At 37.9% G+C, this 15431-nt stretch carries 11 protein-coding genes; 4 read left to right on the top strand and 7 right to left on the bottom strand.

Annotated features, from left to right (window positions below):
- Nucleotides 1-48: 48 nt before the first annotated feature.
- Both JM79_RS08925 and gcvT read right to left on the bottom strand, forming a co-directional pair.
- A complete protein-coding gene (locus JM79_RS08925) occupies nt 49-864 on the bottom strand; it encodes a sugar nucleotide-binding protein (protein WP_141877816.1) in 816 nt (271 codons plus the stop codon).
- A 5-nt stretch (nt 865-869) separates the two neighbouring features.
- Nucleotides 870-1952 carry a glycine cleavage system aminomethyltransferase GcvT gene (gene gcvT / locus JM79_RS08920; protein ID WP_141877815.1) on the bottom strand — a complete coding sequence of 361 codons (1083 nt, stop codon included), beginning with the start codon at nt 1950-1952 and terminating at the stop codon, nt 870-872.
- A 117-nt stretch (nt 1953-2069) separates the two neighbouring features.
- Here gcvT and JM79_RS08915 point away from each other — a divergent pair, with 117 nt between their 5' ends.
- The gene (locus tag JM79_RS08915) at nt 2070-3602 is read left to right on the top strand and encodes an NAD(P)H-hydrate dehydratase (RefSeq protein ID WP_141877814.1); all 1533 of its coding nucleotides are present in this window, start codon (nt 2070-2072) and stop codon (nt 3600-3602) included.
- An 11-nt stretch (nt 3603-3613) separates the two neighbouring features.
- On the opposite strand, the gene JM79_RS08910 is transcribed toward JM79_RS08915, so the two are convergent.
- Complete coding sequence (locus JM79_RS08910) at nt 3614-4084, bottom strand: hypothetical protein (protein ID WP_260443410.1); 471 nt, start codon at nt 4082-4084, stop codon at nt 3614-3616.
- Nucleotides 4085-4115: 31 nt separating this feature from the next.
- Nucleotides 4116-6668: an ATP-dependent Clp protease ATP-binding subunit gene (locus JM79_RS08905; protein WP_141877813.1), complete on the bottom strand. Its 2553-nt coding sequence runs from the start codon at nt 6666-6668 to the stop codon at nt 4116-4118.
- Between the two features lie 246 nt (nt 6669-6914).
- On the opposite strand from JM79_RS08905, the gene gyrA reads away from it, so the two are divergent.
- The gene (gyrA, locus tag JM79_RS08900; RefSeq protein WP_141877812.1) at nt 6915-9446 is read left to right on the top strand and encodes a DNA gyrase subunit A; all 2532 of its coding nucleotides are present in this window, start codon (nt 6915-6917) and stop codon (nt 9444-9446) included.
- A 21-nt stretch (nt 9447-9467) separates the two neighbouring features.
- Nucleotides 9468-10700, top strand: a complete 1233-nt coding sequence (locus JM79_RS08895) for a tetratricopeptide repeat protein (protein WP_141877811.1) — start codon at nt 9468-9470, stop codon at nt 10698-10700.
- Nucleotides 10701-10778: 78 nt separating this feature from the next.
- On the opposite strand, the gene JM79_RS08890 is transcribed toward JM79_RS08895, so the two are convergent.
- Together JM79_RS08890 and JM79_RS08885 are read right to left on the bottom strand one after the other, a co-directional pair.
- The gene (locus JM79_RS08890) at nt 10779-11531 is read right to left on the bottom strand and encodes an NlpC/P60 family protein (RefSeq protein WP_141877810.1); all 753 of its coding nucleotides are present in this window, start codon (nt 11529-11531) and stop codon (nt 10779-10781) included.
- 15 nt (nt 11532-11546) lie between these two features.
- Nucleotides 11547-12728 carry an acetyl-CoA C-acyltransferase gene (locus JM79_RS08885; protein ID WP_141877809.1) on the bottom strand — a complete coding sequence of 394 codons (1182 nt, stop codon included), beginning with the start codon at nt 12726-12728 and terminating at the stop codon, nt 11547-11549.
- 114 nt (nt 12729-12842) lie between these two features.
- Here JM79_RS08885 and JM79_RS08880 point away from each other — a divergent pair, with 114 nt between their 5' ends.
- Nucleotides 12843-14888, top strand: coding sequence for an HDIG domain-containing metalloprotein (locus JM79_RS08880; RefSeq protein WP_141877808.1), 2046 nt, complete (start codon nt 12843-12845; stop codon nt 14886-14888).
- Between the two features lie 7 nt (nt 14889-14895).
- Here the strand turns inward: JM79_RS08880 and JM79_RS08875 are convergent, their stop codons facing one another.
- On the bottom strand, nt 14896-15348 hold the full coding sequence (locus JM79_RS08875) for a transcription elongation factor (protein WP_141877807.1): 453 nt from the start codon (nt 15346-15348) through the stop codon (nt 14896-14898).
- Nucleotides 15349-15431 lie beyond the last annotated feature (83 nt).

Below are 15431 nucleotides of genomic sequence, written 5' to 3'. Positions count from 1 at the left end.
TGAAGCATACCATTGTTATGGTAATTCAGTTTAATATCAAATTAACAGCTATAATTTAGCCGATGCCTTGACTACTTCCTGAATACTTATCTGTAGGTTCTTTGGAAGCTTATTATCCTTAGGAAGTACCGCCAGGAATCTGTCGAAGTTGGAGTCATAAACATTTTTGAAAAGTGGATTTTCATAACCAAGTTCCCTGGTAAGGTCCTCTACGAGATCTCTTTGATGCACCAGATCATCACTGCCTAAGTGAAACACTCCCTGTCTGTTCCTATTTATAATATAGTGAATTTGCTGAGTTACCTTTCCAATTTCAGTAGCATTAACGACCACATTTGGAAAAACTTCTAGCGGTTCGTTTAGATCCAGAATTGCTCTTATTTGCTTAACCCGCGGGGAACCTTTTCCGAAGACCATAGGAAGTCTCAGGATATTATATTGTTTATTCGGAAGTCTAAGCAATGCATTTTCTATCTTGATCTTGAATCTGCCGTACACACTCTGACTAAGTGTTTTGTCATATTCGTAGGAGGGATAATTGGTAAAAGCATCAAAAACATTGGCCGATGACAGAAATATCAGCTTTTTACGATAATTGAGAAGGTAATTGATGATCTCGAAATGAGTATGAATCTGAGCTTCAAATCCTCCACGCAGGCAGGATACGATGACATCTGGCTTTAAATTTTCAAGAAGAATACTGATGTTTTCCGTTTCTATATCGAAATGGTGGAATTGATGATTTTTTTCAAAAAAATCATTTTCAGTATAATAGGTACCGTGTGTATCAAAATAGGAGCAGAGCTCTTTATACAGGGAATTCCCAATAAAGCCGCTCGCTCCTAATATCAAAATTCGTTTCAAATAAATTATCCTTTATAAAAGGGCAATTTCACCTGAGTTGCTTGTACAGCTTTTTTTCTTATCTGAATGGAAATTTTATTTCCAACACCTGCAACTTCTACCGGTACATATCCTAAACCAATTCCTTTTTCAAGGGATGGTGACATGGTGCCCGAAGTGACTTCTCCAATTTTCTTGCCGTTTTCATCTACAATATCATATCCCTGTCTAGGAATAGCTCTTTCGTCCATTTCAAAAGCGACTAGCTTTCGCTTTGGACCTTCTTCTTTTTGTTTTTTAAGCGCTTCACTATTGATAAAATCTTTACTGAATTTTGTGATCCAGCCAAGACCAGCTTCAATAGGGGAAGTAGTATCGTCGATATCATTCCCGTATAAGGAATATCCCATTTCCAATCTTAAAGTATCTCTTGCTGCCAGTCCAATTGGTTTTATACCAAATTCTTCTCCCGCTTCCATTACTGCCGCCCAGATTTGAGGAGCATCTTCGTTTCTGAAGTAAATTTCGAAACCGCCACTACCAGTATAACCTGTAGCTGAAACGATCACTTTTTCCACACCGGCAAAAGTTCCCACCTCGAAAGTGTAGAATTTCATATTCTGAAGGTCGATCGAAGTAAGGGATTGCATAGCTTCAGCTGCTTTAGGTCCCTGTATCGCCAATAAAGACAATTCATCGCTCATATCACGCATAGTGGCATCTACGTCATTATGCTGAGAGATCCAGTTCCAGTCCTTATCGATATTTGAAGCGTTTACAACTAACAAATATTTCTCTGCTTCCAGCCTGTAAATAATAAGATCATCCACAATACCACCATCCTCGTTAGGCATCGTAGAATACTGAGCTTTCCCATCTGTAAGCTTTGAAGCATCGTTAGAACTGATCTTCTGAATAAGGTTCAATGCATTTTCTCCGGAAATCAGGAATTCTCCCATGTGACTAACATCAAAAACACCGAGTTTTTCTCGTACAGTTTGATGTTCAATGTTAACACCTTCATAAGAAACTGGCATATTGTATCCAGCAAAAGGTACCATTTTGGCATTTAATTCATTGTGAATTGCAGACAGGGCTACTTCTTTCATTATTGTCAAAAATTTGCCCAAATTTATTGAATTCAGTTAGAATACAATATTAATTAAGCGTTTTTATATGAGTATCTTTAAGCTTCAAAAAACGAAAGATTAAGAAAGATTTACCCAATGAAAATACTTACGGCAGAACAATTGGCAGAAGCAGACAAGGTTACTCTGGAAAAGCAGGAAATCACTTCAGAAGAACTTATGGAGCGGGCAGGAACGCTTGTTTTTAATGAAATTCATAAGAGATTGCAGGGAGCCCCAATTCCCATAAAGATTTTCTGCGGAATTGGTAATAATGGAGGAGATGGGTTAGTAGTCGCGAGGCATCTCATTCAACATGGATATGAGGTTCGCACATTTGTAGTTAATTATAGTGATAGAAGAGCTGATGATTTCTTGAGCAATTATGAGAAGTTGAAGGAAATTACGAATGACTGGCCAGAACTTATTAAGAGTCAAAAGGGTTTCCCTGAAATTCATACCGGTGATTTTGTTATAGACGCGTTGTTTGGAATTGGCTTGAACCGACCAGTAGAAGGATGGCCTGCTAGTTTAATTAATTTGATAAATACTTCACAAGCCTTCGTTCTTTCTATCGATATGCCAAGCGGTTTAGCGCCAGATAAGATCTTTAAGGATGGAGCAGTAGTTCAGGCAGGATATACCCTGAGCTTCCAGTCTCCCAAACTCAGTTTTTACCTACCAGATACCATGGATTATGTTGGTGATCTACAGGTCATCGATCTAGCACTAGATCGAGAATATCTTGGGAAAGTGGATTCAAACATATTCTTGATAGGAAAAGAGGAGGCTCAAAGTCTATATAGGTCAAGAAAAATTAATTCTCATAAAGGTGACTATGGAAAGGTTCTGATCATTGGAGGAAGCTACGGTAAGATAGGTAGCGTAATTCTGGCATCCAGGGCAGCAATGCGATCGGGTACGGGGCTATGTACGGTTTATATCCCTGAATGTGGATATGATGCCCTCCAAATATCTATTCCGGAAGTAATGGTGCTCACAGATGAAAACTCTAAAATGATCACCAAATTCCCTTCAGATTTTGATGCTGATGTATTTTGCTTCGGAATGGGAGCAGGAAATAATGATGCTACGGCTAAAGCTTTTGAAGAATTTTTAAAAATACAGAAAAAACCAATTGTGGTTGATGCTGATGGAATCAATATTTTATCAAAGAACATGTCCCTTCTGAATGAATTACCTGAAAACTCTGTAATCACTCCGCATCCTGGGGAATTGCGAAGACTAATAGGAGATTGGAAGGATGACTTTGATAAACTTGAAAAGGTTAAAGCTTTAAGCAAAAAGTTTAAAATCATCATAGTAGTAAAGGGCGCTCATACATTTATAATAAATAATGAGGAGATCTACATAAATTCCTCAGGAAATCCCGGAATGGCGACTGCTGGTAGCGGTGATGTGCTCTCGGGAGTTATCACAAGTTTTATAGGTCAGAAATATAGCAGCCTTGCGGCGACAATTCTGGCAGTCTACTTACACGGTTCAAGCGGTACGATAGCAAGTGATCAATTAGGATATGAAAGTTTGCTTGCTGGCGATATTGCAGATAATATTGGTCGTGCAGTTCAGGAATTATTCAATAGAAATCCGGAACCAGCTCAAAAGAATTAATTTGATGAATTCTATTTGGTGATTTGGAGCGATAATTTTCCCTGTACCCAATTTGTAGCATTCTTAAGTTCGGTGAAAACCTGAAAGCAGTTAGAATCAGTATAAAATTCTCTTTCAACTGTAGAGGCCAGGCTTCGTGTCATTTCGTTATCACTAACAACCGCGATAACTTTCAAATTTGGAAATTTTGCAGATTGTTTGTAAACCATTGGATCTACCGCGTAGCTATTAACTCTGTGTGATATATAAGCATAGGGTTTACCCTGAAAGACTTCAGTTCCGATTTCGAGGAGTGTTTCATTTTTGCTAATATCAAACAGAATACCTTCGTTCATTTTAGCGATCATAAAATTCTCAAGAATTGTAACACTGCCAAATTCAAGTTCAATAGTAGGGTAGTTCATATGATAATTAGGGCAATTTTCGGCTAAATTAATGAAGTTTAAGTGATACACAAGAATAAAAAAACCTGTCATTTTCATGACAGGTTTTTTTATTCTATGAACTTAAATATTATTCAGTTTCAACAGATTTCTGGATATCTATAGTCAGTTCACTTTTTTCTTCATCCAGATCCATGGTGATCTTGTCACCTTCTTTCAAATTAGATGTGATGATCTCTTCAGCTAAAGCATCCTCAATATATTTCTGAATAGCTCGATTTAATGGTCTGGCACCATATTGCCTGTCAAAACCTTTATCCGCAATAAAATCTTTAGCCTTATCTGTAAGAGTAAGATCATATCCAAGTCCCTGAATTCTACCAAACAGTTTCGCAAGTTCGATATCGATGATCTTATGAATATCTTCTCTTTCAAGACCGTTAAAGATTACTACATCATCAATCCTATTTAAAAACTCGGGAGCGAATGCTTTCTTCAATGCATTTTCGATCACACTTCTGGCATTATCATCCACCTGAGATTTCTGAGCGGTAGTTCCAAAACCAACACCCTGACCAAAATCTTTTAATTTTCTAGCTCCAATATTAGAAGTCATGATGATGATCGTATTTCTGAAATCGATCTTTCTTCCAAGACTATCGGTGAGATACCCATCGTCCAATACCTGTAGAAGCATATTGAATACATCTGGATGTGCCTTTTCAACCTCATCCAGGAGGATCACAGCGTATGGCTTTCTACGAACTTTCTCAGTAAGTTGTCCACCTTCCTCGTAACCAACATATCCTGGAGGTGCTCCAATTAGTCTGGAAACAGCGAATTTCTCCATGTACTCACTCATATCAATTCTGATAAGAGCATCATCATTGTCAAATAATTCTCTTGCTAATACTTTAGCTAACTGAGTTTTACCAACACCAGTTTGTCCTAAGAATATAAATGAACCAATTGGTTTATTTGGATCTTTAAGTCCGGCGCGATTCCTCTGTATGGCTTTTACAACTTTGCCTACAGCTTCGTCCTGACCAATAACTTTCCCTTTGATCAACTGCGGAAGTTCCACAAGCTTATTACTTTCGGTTTGAGCGATACGATTCACCGGAATTCCAGTCATCATCGAAACTACATCAGCTACGCTATCTTCAGAAACGATTTCCTTATGTTTCTTAGACTCTTCTTCCCATTTTTCCTGAGCTACAGCAAGTTCTTTTTCAAGATTTTTTTCATCATCTCTAAGTTTCGCAGCTTCTTCATATTTCTGCTTTTTCACAACAGAATTCTTATTTTCACGAACCTCTTCAAGTCTTCGCTCAAGATCCAGCACCTGTTTTGGCACATCGATATTAGTAATATGAACTCTTGATCCTGCTTCATCTAATGCGTCAATAGCCTTATCCGGTAAAAACCTATCGGTCATATAACGATTCGTCAACTTTACACAAGCTTCAATCGCTTCATTTGTATACTGTACATTATGGTGGTCCTCATATTTATCCTTGATATTATTAAGGATTTCTATCGTTTCATCTACAGTAGTAGGTTCTACTATTACCTTCTGAAATCTTCTTTCTAAAGCACCGTCTTTTTCAATATATTGTCTGTACTCATCAAGGGTAGTAGCACCAATACATTGGATTTCGCCTCTTGCAAGTGCAGGTTTGAACATGTTGCTAGCATCCAGGCTACCTGTTGCTCCACCTGCGCCAACGATCGTATGTATCTCATCTATAAAAAGGATGATGTCATCATTCTTTTCAAGCTCGTTCATCACAGCTTTCATTCGTTCCTCGAACTGGCCACGATACTTTGTACCAGCCACCAGGCTAGCGAGGTCAAGAGTAACAACCCTTTTATCGAACAAGATCCTGGACACCTTTCTTTTTACAATTCTTAGTGCTAAACCTTCAGCAATAGCAGATTTACCAACTCCCGGTTCTCCTATCAATAATGGATTATTTTTCTTTCTACGACTAAGAATCTGAGAAACTCTTTCGATCTCCTTTTCTCTACCAACTACAGGATCCAGCTTATCAGCTTCAGCCATTGCAGTAAGGTCTCTTCCGAAGTTATCAAGAACAGGAGTTTTTGATTTCTTGTTGGTTTTACCTGTACTGGCTCCGCCACCTCCGCTAAACGGATTTTCCCTGGTAGCTTCATCTCCTTCATCATCTGAAAACGACTCCGCCGTTGGACTATCTGAAAAGTCAGTTTCATCGCTAGCAATCATGTATTTAAACTGATCTTTAACGCCATCGTAGTCTATTCTCAATTTGTTCAGCAGTTTGGTAGTTGGGTCATTCTCATTTCTAAGAATACACAATAATAAATGTGCGGTATTAATCGAAGCACTCTGGAATAATTTGGCTTCCAGAAATGTGGTTTTCAATGCTCGCTCTGCCTGCCTGGTAAGATGCAGGTTTTTCTTTTCATTACTAATAGTAACAGTATTGGGATTTGCAGGACTTAGTATTTCGACTTTACGTCTCAAATGGCTAAGGTCAATTTCCAATGCGGTAAGAATATCTATAGCTTTCCCGTCTCCATCTCTCAACAACCCCAGCATTAGATGCTCTGTTCCAATGAAATCATGACCAAGCCTTAGTGCTTCCTCTTTACTGTAAGCAATAACGTCTTTTACTCTTGGTGAAAAATTATCATCCATTTTTATCTTCCTTTCTCAATTTTATTTTCACTCCAAATAGGACAAAAACTGTACCTAATAAGGTGACCATAGCTAAGTGACAAAATAACCATCACTTTTCAAAAGGGAAAATAATGAACTTATTAACCAAAACACAATAAAAATTTGTTAATAAAAAATACTTAAGCTCAGAGATTACGGGACGTTAAAGAGGTATAAAATATGTAAATTGCCCCTTACAATTTTAAGATAATTAAATTTTTTAATATGGCTGAAGGAGAAAAGCTAATTCCTATCAATATTGAAGATGAAATGAAATCTGCCTACATCGATTATTCGATGTCGGTCATTGTGTCACGTGCACTACCAGATGTTCGTGATGGATTGAAACCTGTACATAGACGTGTGCTTTACGGTATGTATGAGCTTGGAGTACTTTCAAATAGAGCCTATAAGAAATCTGCGAGAATCGTAGGAGAAGTATTAGGTAAGTATCACCCACACGGCGATTCTTCTGTATACGATACTATGGTACGTATGGCTCAGGAATGGAGCATGCGCTATATGCTTGTAGACGGCCAGGGTAACTTTGGATCTGTAGATGGGGATAGTCCTGCAGCGATGCGTTATACTGAAGCGCGTATGCGTAAGATCAGTGAGGATATGCTTGCAGATATTGACAAGGAAACGGTAGATACTCAGCTGAATTTTGATGACTCATTAAGTGAGCCTGTAGTAATGCCAACACGGGTACCAAACTTATTGGTAAACGGAGCTAGCGGTATTGCTGTTGGTATGGCGACTAACATGCCACCTCATAATTTAAATGAGGTTATAGATGGTACCATCGCTTATATCGAAAACCATGATATTGAGATCGATGAACTTATACAATACATAAAAGCTCCAGATTTCCCGACGGGAGGAATTATTTATGGTTATGACGGCGTAAAGGAGGCTTTCAAAACCGGAAGAGGTAGAGTTGTAATGCGTGCTAAATCGCACATGGAAGAGATTGCTGGTCGTGAATACCTGGTTGTTACAGAAATACCATATCAGGTGAACAAAGCTGATATGATCAAGAAAACAGCTGACCTAGTAAATGACAAGAAGATCGAGGGGATTAGTCTAATTAGAGATGAATCTGATAGAAATGGTATGCGTATCGTATACCAAATGAAAAGGGATGCTATTCCTAACATCGTTCTTAATACCTTATTTAAACATACAGCATTACAATCTTCTTTCAGTGTAAATAATATTGCACTGGTGAATGGAAGACCTCAAATGCTGAATTTAAAAGATCTTATTCACCATTTCGTAGAACACAGACATGATGTGGTTGTGAGAAGGACTGAATTCGAACTTCGGAAGGCAAAAGAGCGAGCACATATCCTGGAAGGATTAATTATTGCTTCAGATAATATTGATGAAGTTATTGCCTTAATACGTTCTTCTTCTAATGCTGAAGAAGCTCGTAATAAATTAATTGATCGTTTTGAACTTTCAGAAATTCAGGCTAAAGCGATCGTAGAAATGCGATTGAGACAGCTTACCGGTCTTGAACAGGATAAGCTAAGAGCTGAATATGATGACATCATCAAGACAATCGAAGATCTGGAAGATATCCTGGCTCGAAAAGAGCGTAGAATGGAAGTGATCAAGAATGAACTTCTGGAAGTACAGGAAAAGTACGGGGATGAAAGAAGATCTCAAATCGAATATGCTGGCGGTGATCTTAGTATCGAAGATATGATCCCAGATGAGAAGGTAGTGATTACTATTTCTCATGCTGGGTATATCAAAAGAACTTCACTGAACGAATACAAGACTCAGAATAGAGGAGGAGTTGGACAAAAAGGATCGAATACCAGAAATGAAGATTTCCTTGAATACCTTTTCGTAGGCACCAACCATCAGTATATGCTATTCTTTACTCAAAATGGTAAATGTTACTGGATGAGAGTTTATGAAATTCCGGAAGGAAGTAAGGCTTCAAAAGGTAGAGCGATTCAGAATCTTATCAATATCGAACCTGAGGATAAGGTGAATGCCTTTATCTGTACTCAGGATCTGAAGGATGAAGAATACGTAAATAGTCATTTCGTGATCATGGCCACCAAAAAAGGACAGGTCAAGAAAACAAGTCTTGAGAAATATAGCCGTCCAAGAACAAATGGTATTAATGCCATTACTATTAAGGATGGTGATGAATTACTTGAAGCAAAACTAACTACTGGGAATAGCCAGGTCATGTTAGGACTTAAAAGTGGTAAAGCTATTAGATTTGAGGAAAGCAAAACCCGACCTATGGGTAGAAATGCCTCAGGTGTTCGTGGAATTACCTTAGCCGATGATAACGATGAAGTTGTTGGAATGGTTTCGGTAAATGAATTTGATTCAGATATTCTAGTAGTTTCTGAGAATGGTTATGGTAAAAGATCAAGCCTGGAGGATTACCGAATCACCAATAGAGGTGGTAAGGGAGTTAAAACAATTTCGGTTACTGATAAAACAGGACAACTTGTCGCAATCAAGAACGTATCAGACGATGATGATCTTATGATCATTAATAAATCGGGGATCGTTATTAGAATGGCTGTTGAGAATCTAAGAGTTATGGGTCGTGCTACACAGGGTGTAAGACTTATAAACCTAAAAGGTAATGATTCTATTGCCGCAGTGGCAAAAGTCTTGCATGATGAAGATGATGTTGAGCTAATGGAAGACGCGGAAAAGCCTGTAGGCGGGGAGAGTCAGACTGATGGCACGACTATTGCAGATGATAGTGAAGAATAAAAATAAAAAACCAAAACAACAATGAAAACGAATATCTTAACGGCTGCGGCTGTGTCATTTCTAACCATGACGACGTTCGCACAGAAGGACCAGGTTAAAAATGCGGAAGACGCTATTGAAGACAAAAACTTTACTGAAGCTAAGGCTCAGTTAAAAGTTGCTGAAGCAAATCTTTCCGAATTAAATGATAAATGGCAAGAGAAGTTTTATCTATATAAAGGTAAAGCTTATTCTTCCGGGAATCCTTCCAATGAAGATGTGCAGACAGCAGCTATGGCTTATGCAAAGGCAGTAGAACTTGGAAACGAGGATGCTTCCGCAGCACTGACTAAAATGAAGAATGATCTTATTAACTCTGCAATTGAAGACCAGGGGAAAGAAGATTATCAGTCTGCAGCAGATAAATTATACACAAGCTACCAAATGAGTAAGCAGGATACTGTATATCTGTATTATGCGGCTAACAATTTAGTAAATGCTCAGGAATACGGTAAGGCTGTTGAATACTTAGAGGAGTTAAGTGATCTTGGATATGATGGTTCTGGTAAATCTTTTACAGCTGTAAATATCGAAACCGGAGAAAAAGAGAACATGGGTTCTAAAGAACAAATGGATCTTATGGTTAAGACTGGACAATATAAGGATCCTAAAGTTGAACCAATTCCTTCTAAAAAGGGAGAGATAGCTTCTTTAGTTGCTAGAATTTATATCAACCAGGAGCAATACGATAAAGCTATCGAATCCATTGACGCTGCAAAAGCTGCAAACCCGAATGATGTAGATCTTTTGCTTTCTGAAGCGAATATGTACTACCAGATGGGTGAAAAAGAGAAAGCAATTTCTATCCTGGAAGAAGCTGGAAACATGGATAAATCTAACCCTGGTGTATACAACAATATTGGGTTGATGTACGCTGAGATTGAGAATACTGAAAAAGCTGTAGAAAGTTATAAGACGGCATTAGAGATCGATTCAGAATATAATGAAGCAAGAATCAATATGGTTGCTGCTATGTTAGGTAAAGAGAGAGCTCTTATCGATGAGATGAACAATCTTGGAATGAGCAAAAAAGACAATGCTCGTTATGATGAACTTGACGCTCAAAGAAAAGACCTTTACAAAAAGGTTTTACCATACCTTGAGAAAGCGATGGAAGTAGATCCAGAGAATAAGGAAATCGTAAAAACAGCGATGAATCTTTACACCAATCTAGATCAACAAGAGAAAGCAGATGCTCTAAAGGATAGGTTATAATCAGTATAACTAATTATAAAAAAACCCGCTGAAATTCAGCGGGTTTTTTTATTTCCTAAAATTTAAAAGTATATGTAACTAAATGATCTTTTTGATCACACGTAGTTTGTGAGTATGCTTTTGAAGTTCAGTATTAAAAATTCCTGAATGATCTATCCTATCTATACGAACTTTTCCATCTACATGAATGATATAGTTGTCCTGCATCATCATTCCCACATGGTTAATAACACCATCCTGATCATCAAAAAATGCCAGGTCTCCGGGTTCACTTTCTTCAATAAAACTAAGAGCTTCACCTTGTTTAGCCTGTGAAGCAGCTTCCCTGTCCAGTTTATATCCATTAATTCTATAAACAGCCTGCGTAAAACCTGCTGCATCTATACCGAATGGAGTTCTACCACCAGAAGTTTGGGGAGTGTTAATATATAAGCTGGCTGTTATTATAAGGTCGGACTTTGTGCGTCCGGAAGCATTGTCGTACTCACCTTCAAATTTATGATTCAGCTGCTCTGAAAATCTAACCGAACTACCCAAAACTACAGGCATAAGCAAACCTTTTTCATCTGTAACAAATTCGATAAGGTCTGAAGATAATTGAAGAGTCTGAGCATCTAAATTTTGATAGTCAGATTCTTCGATCATTCTATATTGCTTATTATCAATCCAGGCTTCGAAGCTGTCATGAGAATTTCTAATCTTGCTGAAGTAAGCCCTTCTTTCCAATACCTTGAAGTGCTCTCCATACAAAACTTGAGAAACCATTCCACCCTCTGCCGATGATGAATTTCTAAGCGGAACAATACTTAAATGGCAAATACCATATTGCATTTACTAAAACTTGACTTATGAATGACGTTCTATAACTATTGCTGATGCTCCACCGCCACCATTACAGATCGCTGCAGCACCAATTTTTCCATTATTTTGTTCCAGTACGTTTAGTAACGTGATCAAAATTCGAACACCACTACATCCAAGTGGATGTCCAAGAGATACTGCACCACCGTTAACGTTAGTATTCTTGTCTGATAAACCAAGGATTTTCATATTAGCAAGTCCAACAACGGCAAATGCTTCATTAAATTCAAAGAAATCAACATCATCAAGGCTAATTCCAGCTTTCTCTATAGCTTTAGGTAAAGCTTTAGATGGAGCAGTAGTAAACCATTTTGGTTCTGTAGCAGCATCAGCGAAACTTTTAATCGTTGCTAGAGGTTTTAGACCAAGTTCGTCAGCTTTTTCGCGGCTCATTAAAACTACAGCGCCAGCACCATCATTAATGGTAGATGCATTTGCAGCGGTTACTGTTCCGTCTTTGGAAAAAGCAGGTCTTAGAGAAGAAATCTTGTCCATTCGAACATTCTTAAATTCTTCATCTTCATTTACGATCACAGGATCACCTTTTCTTTGAGGAACTTCTACAGGTACTACTTCATTATCAAATTTCCCATCTTTCCAGGCTTGTGCAGATCTTTCGTAAGATTTTCTAGCAAAATCATCCTGATCTTCACGCGAAAAATTATGTTCAGAAGCACATAGGTCGGCACAAACACCCATAGCATTATGCTCGTAAGCATCTACTAAACCATCTTTTTGCATTCCGTCTTCAAGAGTAGCGGGTCCAAATTTCTTCCCATTTCTCATGTGAACGTAATGAGGGATCAAGCTCATGTTTTCCATTCCACCGGCTACAACAATATCGTTATCACCAAGCATAATAGACTGAGCTGCCTGCATTACAGTTTTCATACCGCTTGCACATACTTTATTCACTGTGGTACATGGAACAGAATCAGGAATTCCAGCACCAAGTGATGCCTGTCTTGCAGGAGCCTGACCATTCCCCGCCTGTACAACGTTCCCCATTAATACTTCCTGAACCATTTCTGGTTTAAGATTGATCTTTTCAAGAGCACCTTTAATGGCTATAGAGCCTAATTTAGTTGCGGGAATGCTGGATAAGCTACCAAGAAAACTACCTATTGGAGTCCTCGCAGCGCTTACTATAACTACTTCTTTATTCATATGTATAAATCTTATTATTTCGAGTGTTGCGAAGTTAGTGATTTTATAAGGAATTTAATAACCTAAGCTCAATGAGCCCTATTTTTACTACATTTGAGCATTACCTCAATATATATGAGCGATTTCGTAAACAGGCTTTACAAGAATCAGGCACTTTTTTACAAAGTTTTCCTATTCATACTTACTTCAGTTTTGATCGTTTACCTACTGCCAAAAGGAGGTAAATTCAAATATGATATTCCGAAGGGTAAACCGTGGCAGTATGAGAATTTATACGCGCCGTTCGATTTTGCGATTTTAAAGACTGATGAGGAGATTTCCGCAGAACAGCAGGATATACAGAAGGCCCATATCCCTTACTATAATTTTGATGCCGAGAAAGAGGAGCGAATAAAAAATGACGCTCTTCAGGAGGTTAATAATGTCTTTGCAGATACTACTTTAAGGGTCTACGAAACCATTGTCGATAATTTTGTTCAGAAAACGGTTGGGAAGATCTACCAGTTCGGACTTCTTCAGGAAAGTGAAAGATTAGAGCCTGATCAGCTGGTATATTTATTAAAAGGTAATGAAGCTTCAGAAGTAGAATATAGCCGAATTCTGAAGCAGGGCCAGATTCGTAGTTTTCTGAGCGAGGAGATTAGCAGTGCAGGATTTAGTTCTTTTAAAACCGAATTGCTTGAGGTCTTCTTTAATTCCGTAGAGCCCAACGTAACTTTTAATAATGAGTTAACCCAGAAAGAGCTTCAGAGTAAGCTGAACAATATAAGTTATACTCGCGGAATCATTGAGCAGGGAAGCAGAATTATTGCAAAAGGAGAAGTGGTTGAAGGAAATAAATACCACATCCTTAGATCCCTGAAAGCTGAGTATGAATCACAGGTATGGAGTCAAACGAATTACAACTGGATCATCGTTGGTTATAGTACGCTGGTAGCCCTCGCTTTGCTCATGTTGCTATTGTTCATGCGAAAGTATCGTACCAGTATTTTTGAAAATAATGTGAAGGTAACATTCATATTTTTCAACATCATTTTTATGGTGATGCTTACCACTCTGGTTATAAATTTTGATATTAACTACGTCTATGTAGTGCCATTATGTATCCTTCCGCTTACCTTAAAAGCCTTCTTTGATGCAAGACTTGGATTGTTCACGCACGTAATAACAGTGCTGCTCATAGGATTTATAGTTCCAAACAGCTATGAATATATGTTTTTACAAATCATAGCGGGTATTGTAACGATCTTAACTATTAGTGAACTTTATAAAAGAGCGAACCTATTTATTTCGGTAGGACAGATTACGCTGGTATATATTATTGCCTACTTCGCATTTACAATCATACAGGAAGGAACAGTCGATGATATTAGTGCTGAAGTCTTTCTTACTTTTCTACTTGGTGGACTAGCAACCTTGTTCGTTCAGCCCCTTATCTATGTGTATGAAAAGATCTTCGGAATGGTTTCAGATATGTCACTTCTGGAACTTTCAGATACTAATTCCAAATTACTGAAGCAACTGGCTGAAAAAGCACCAGGAACATTTCATCATAGTCTAAATGTTGCGAACCTTGCCGAAGCTGCCGCCAATGAAATTCAGGCAAATGCAATGCTGGTAAGGGTAGGAGCACTATACCATGATATTGGTAAAATGCATAATCCAACGTACTTCACAGAGAATCAAACTACATCGGTCAATTCCCACGACGAGCTTTCACCTAGAGAAAGTGCACAAATTATCATTGAGCATGTGATTAAAGGAATTGAAATCGCGAAAAAGAACAATTTACCAGATAGAGTGATCGATTTTATTCGAACTCATCATGGAACCAGTACCGTTTACTATTTCTACAAAAAAGAGATGGAAAGTAATGATAATGCCGCTCCAGATGATTTTAAATATCCTGGTCCTATTCCTTTTAGTAAGGAAACTGCCATCCTGATGATGTGCGATAGTGTAGAAGCTGCCAGTAAAAGTTTAAAGGAACCAACCGCTGTTCTTATCGATAGTTTTGTAGAGAAGATCATCGATAAGCAAATGGATGAAGGTCAGTTCTTAAATTCCAATATTACATTCAAGGAAATCCAGACCATAAAAAAGATCCTGAAACGGAAGTTGAAAAACATCTACCATCTCAGGATCGAATACCCGGAATAAAACAATTCTAGTGAACTTCTTTTATTTCCTGTTCTTTATTGTTGAATGAAAATTTATCACCGGCTTTTTTACCTTTCATTTCACTAAATATTGGAGCATCTGTACTAATTGCATAAACAGAAGTTCCATCCTCCATATCAATTTTTCCTAAAGCGGCAGATATAAAGTAATAATTCTCATTGGTCTCTATAACACTCCCAAAATCAACAGCTTCCGTATAATGATTTCTATCTATTTTGCTTAGTTTTTCTTTCATTTTCCTTGAGTTGTCAAGGTATTCCGCATACTTTTCAAAGTCCCCAAGTAATTGCCCTTTGCTATCGTCCTCATCATAGTCTGTATGAGCATCATTGTTCTCCATGGACTGTTTGATCTGGTCCATTTCATTTTGATATTTATCGATCTGTCTATTTACAGTATCGAGACATTTGTTGAATAATTCTGCTTTATTAGCTACCATTGTATTTAATTTCTAGATTGGAATTAAAATTAATTAAGCTAAAAGTCATAGCCGAGCAATTAGCAAATATTTAATACGCGCTC

Origin of the sequence: Gramella sp. Hel_I_59 (genome assembly GCF_006714895.1) — a bacterium.
Classification (GTDB): Bacteria; Bacteroidota; Bacteroidia; order Flavobacteriales; family Flavobacteriaceae; genus Christiangramia.
This window is presented reverse-complemented; position numbering and strand designations above follow the sequence as displayed.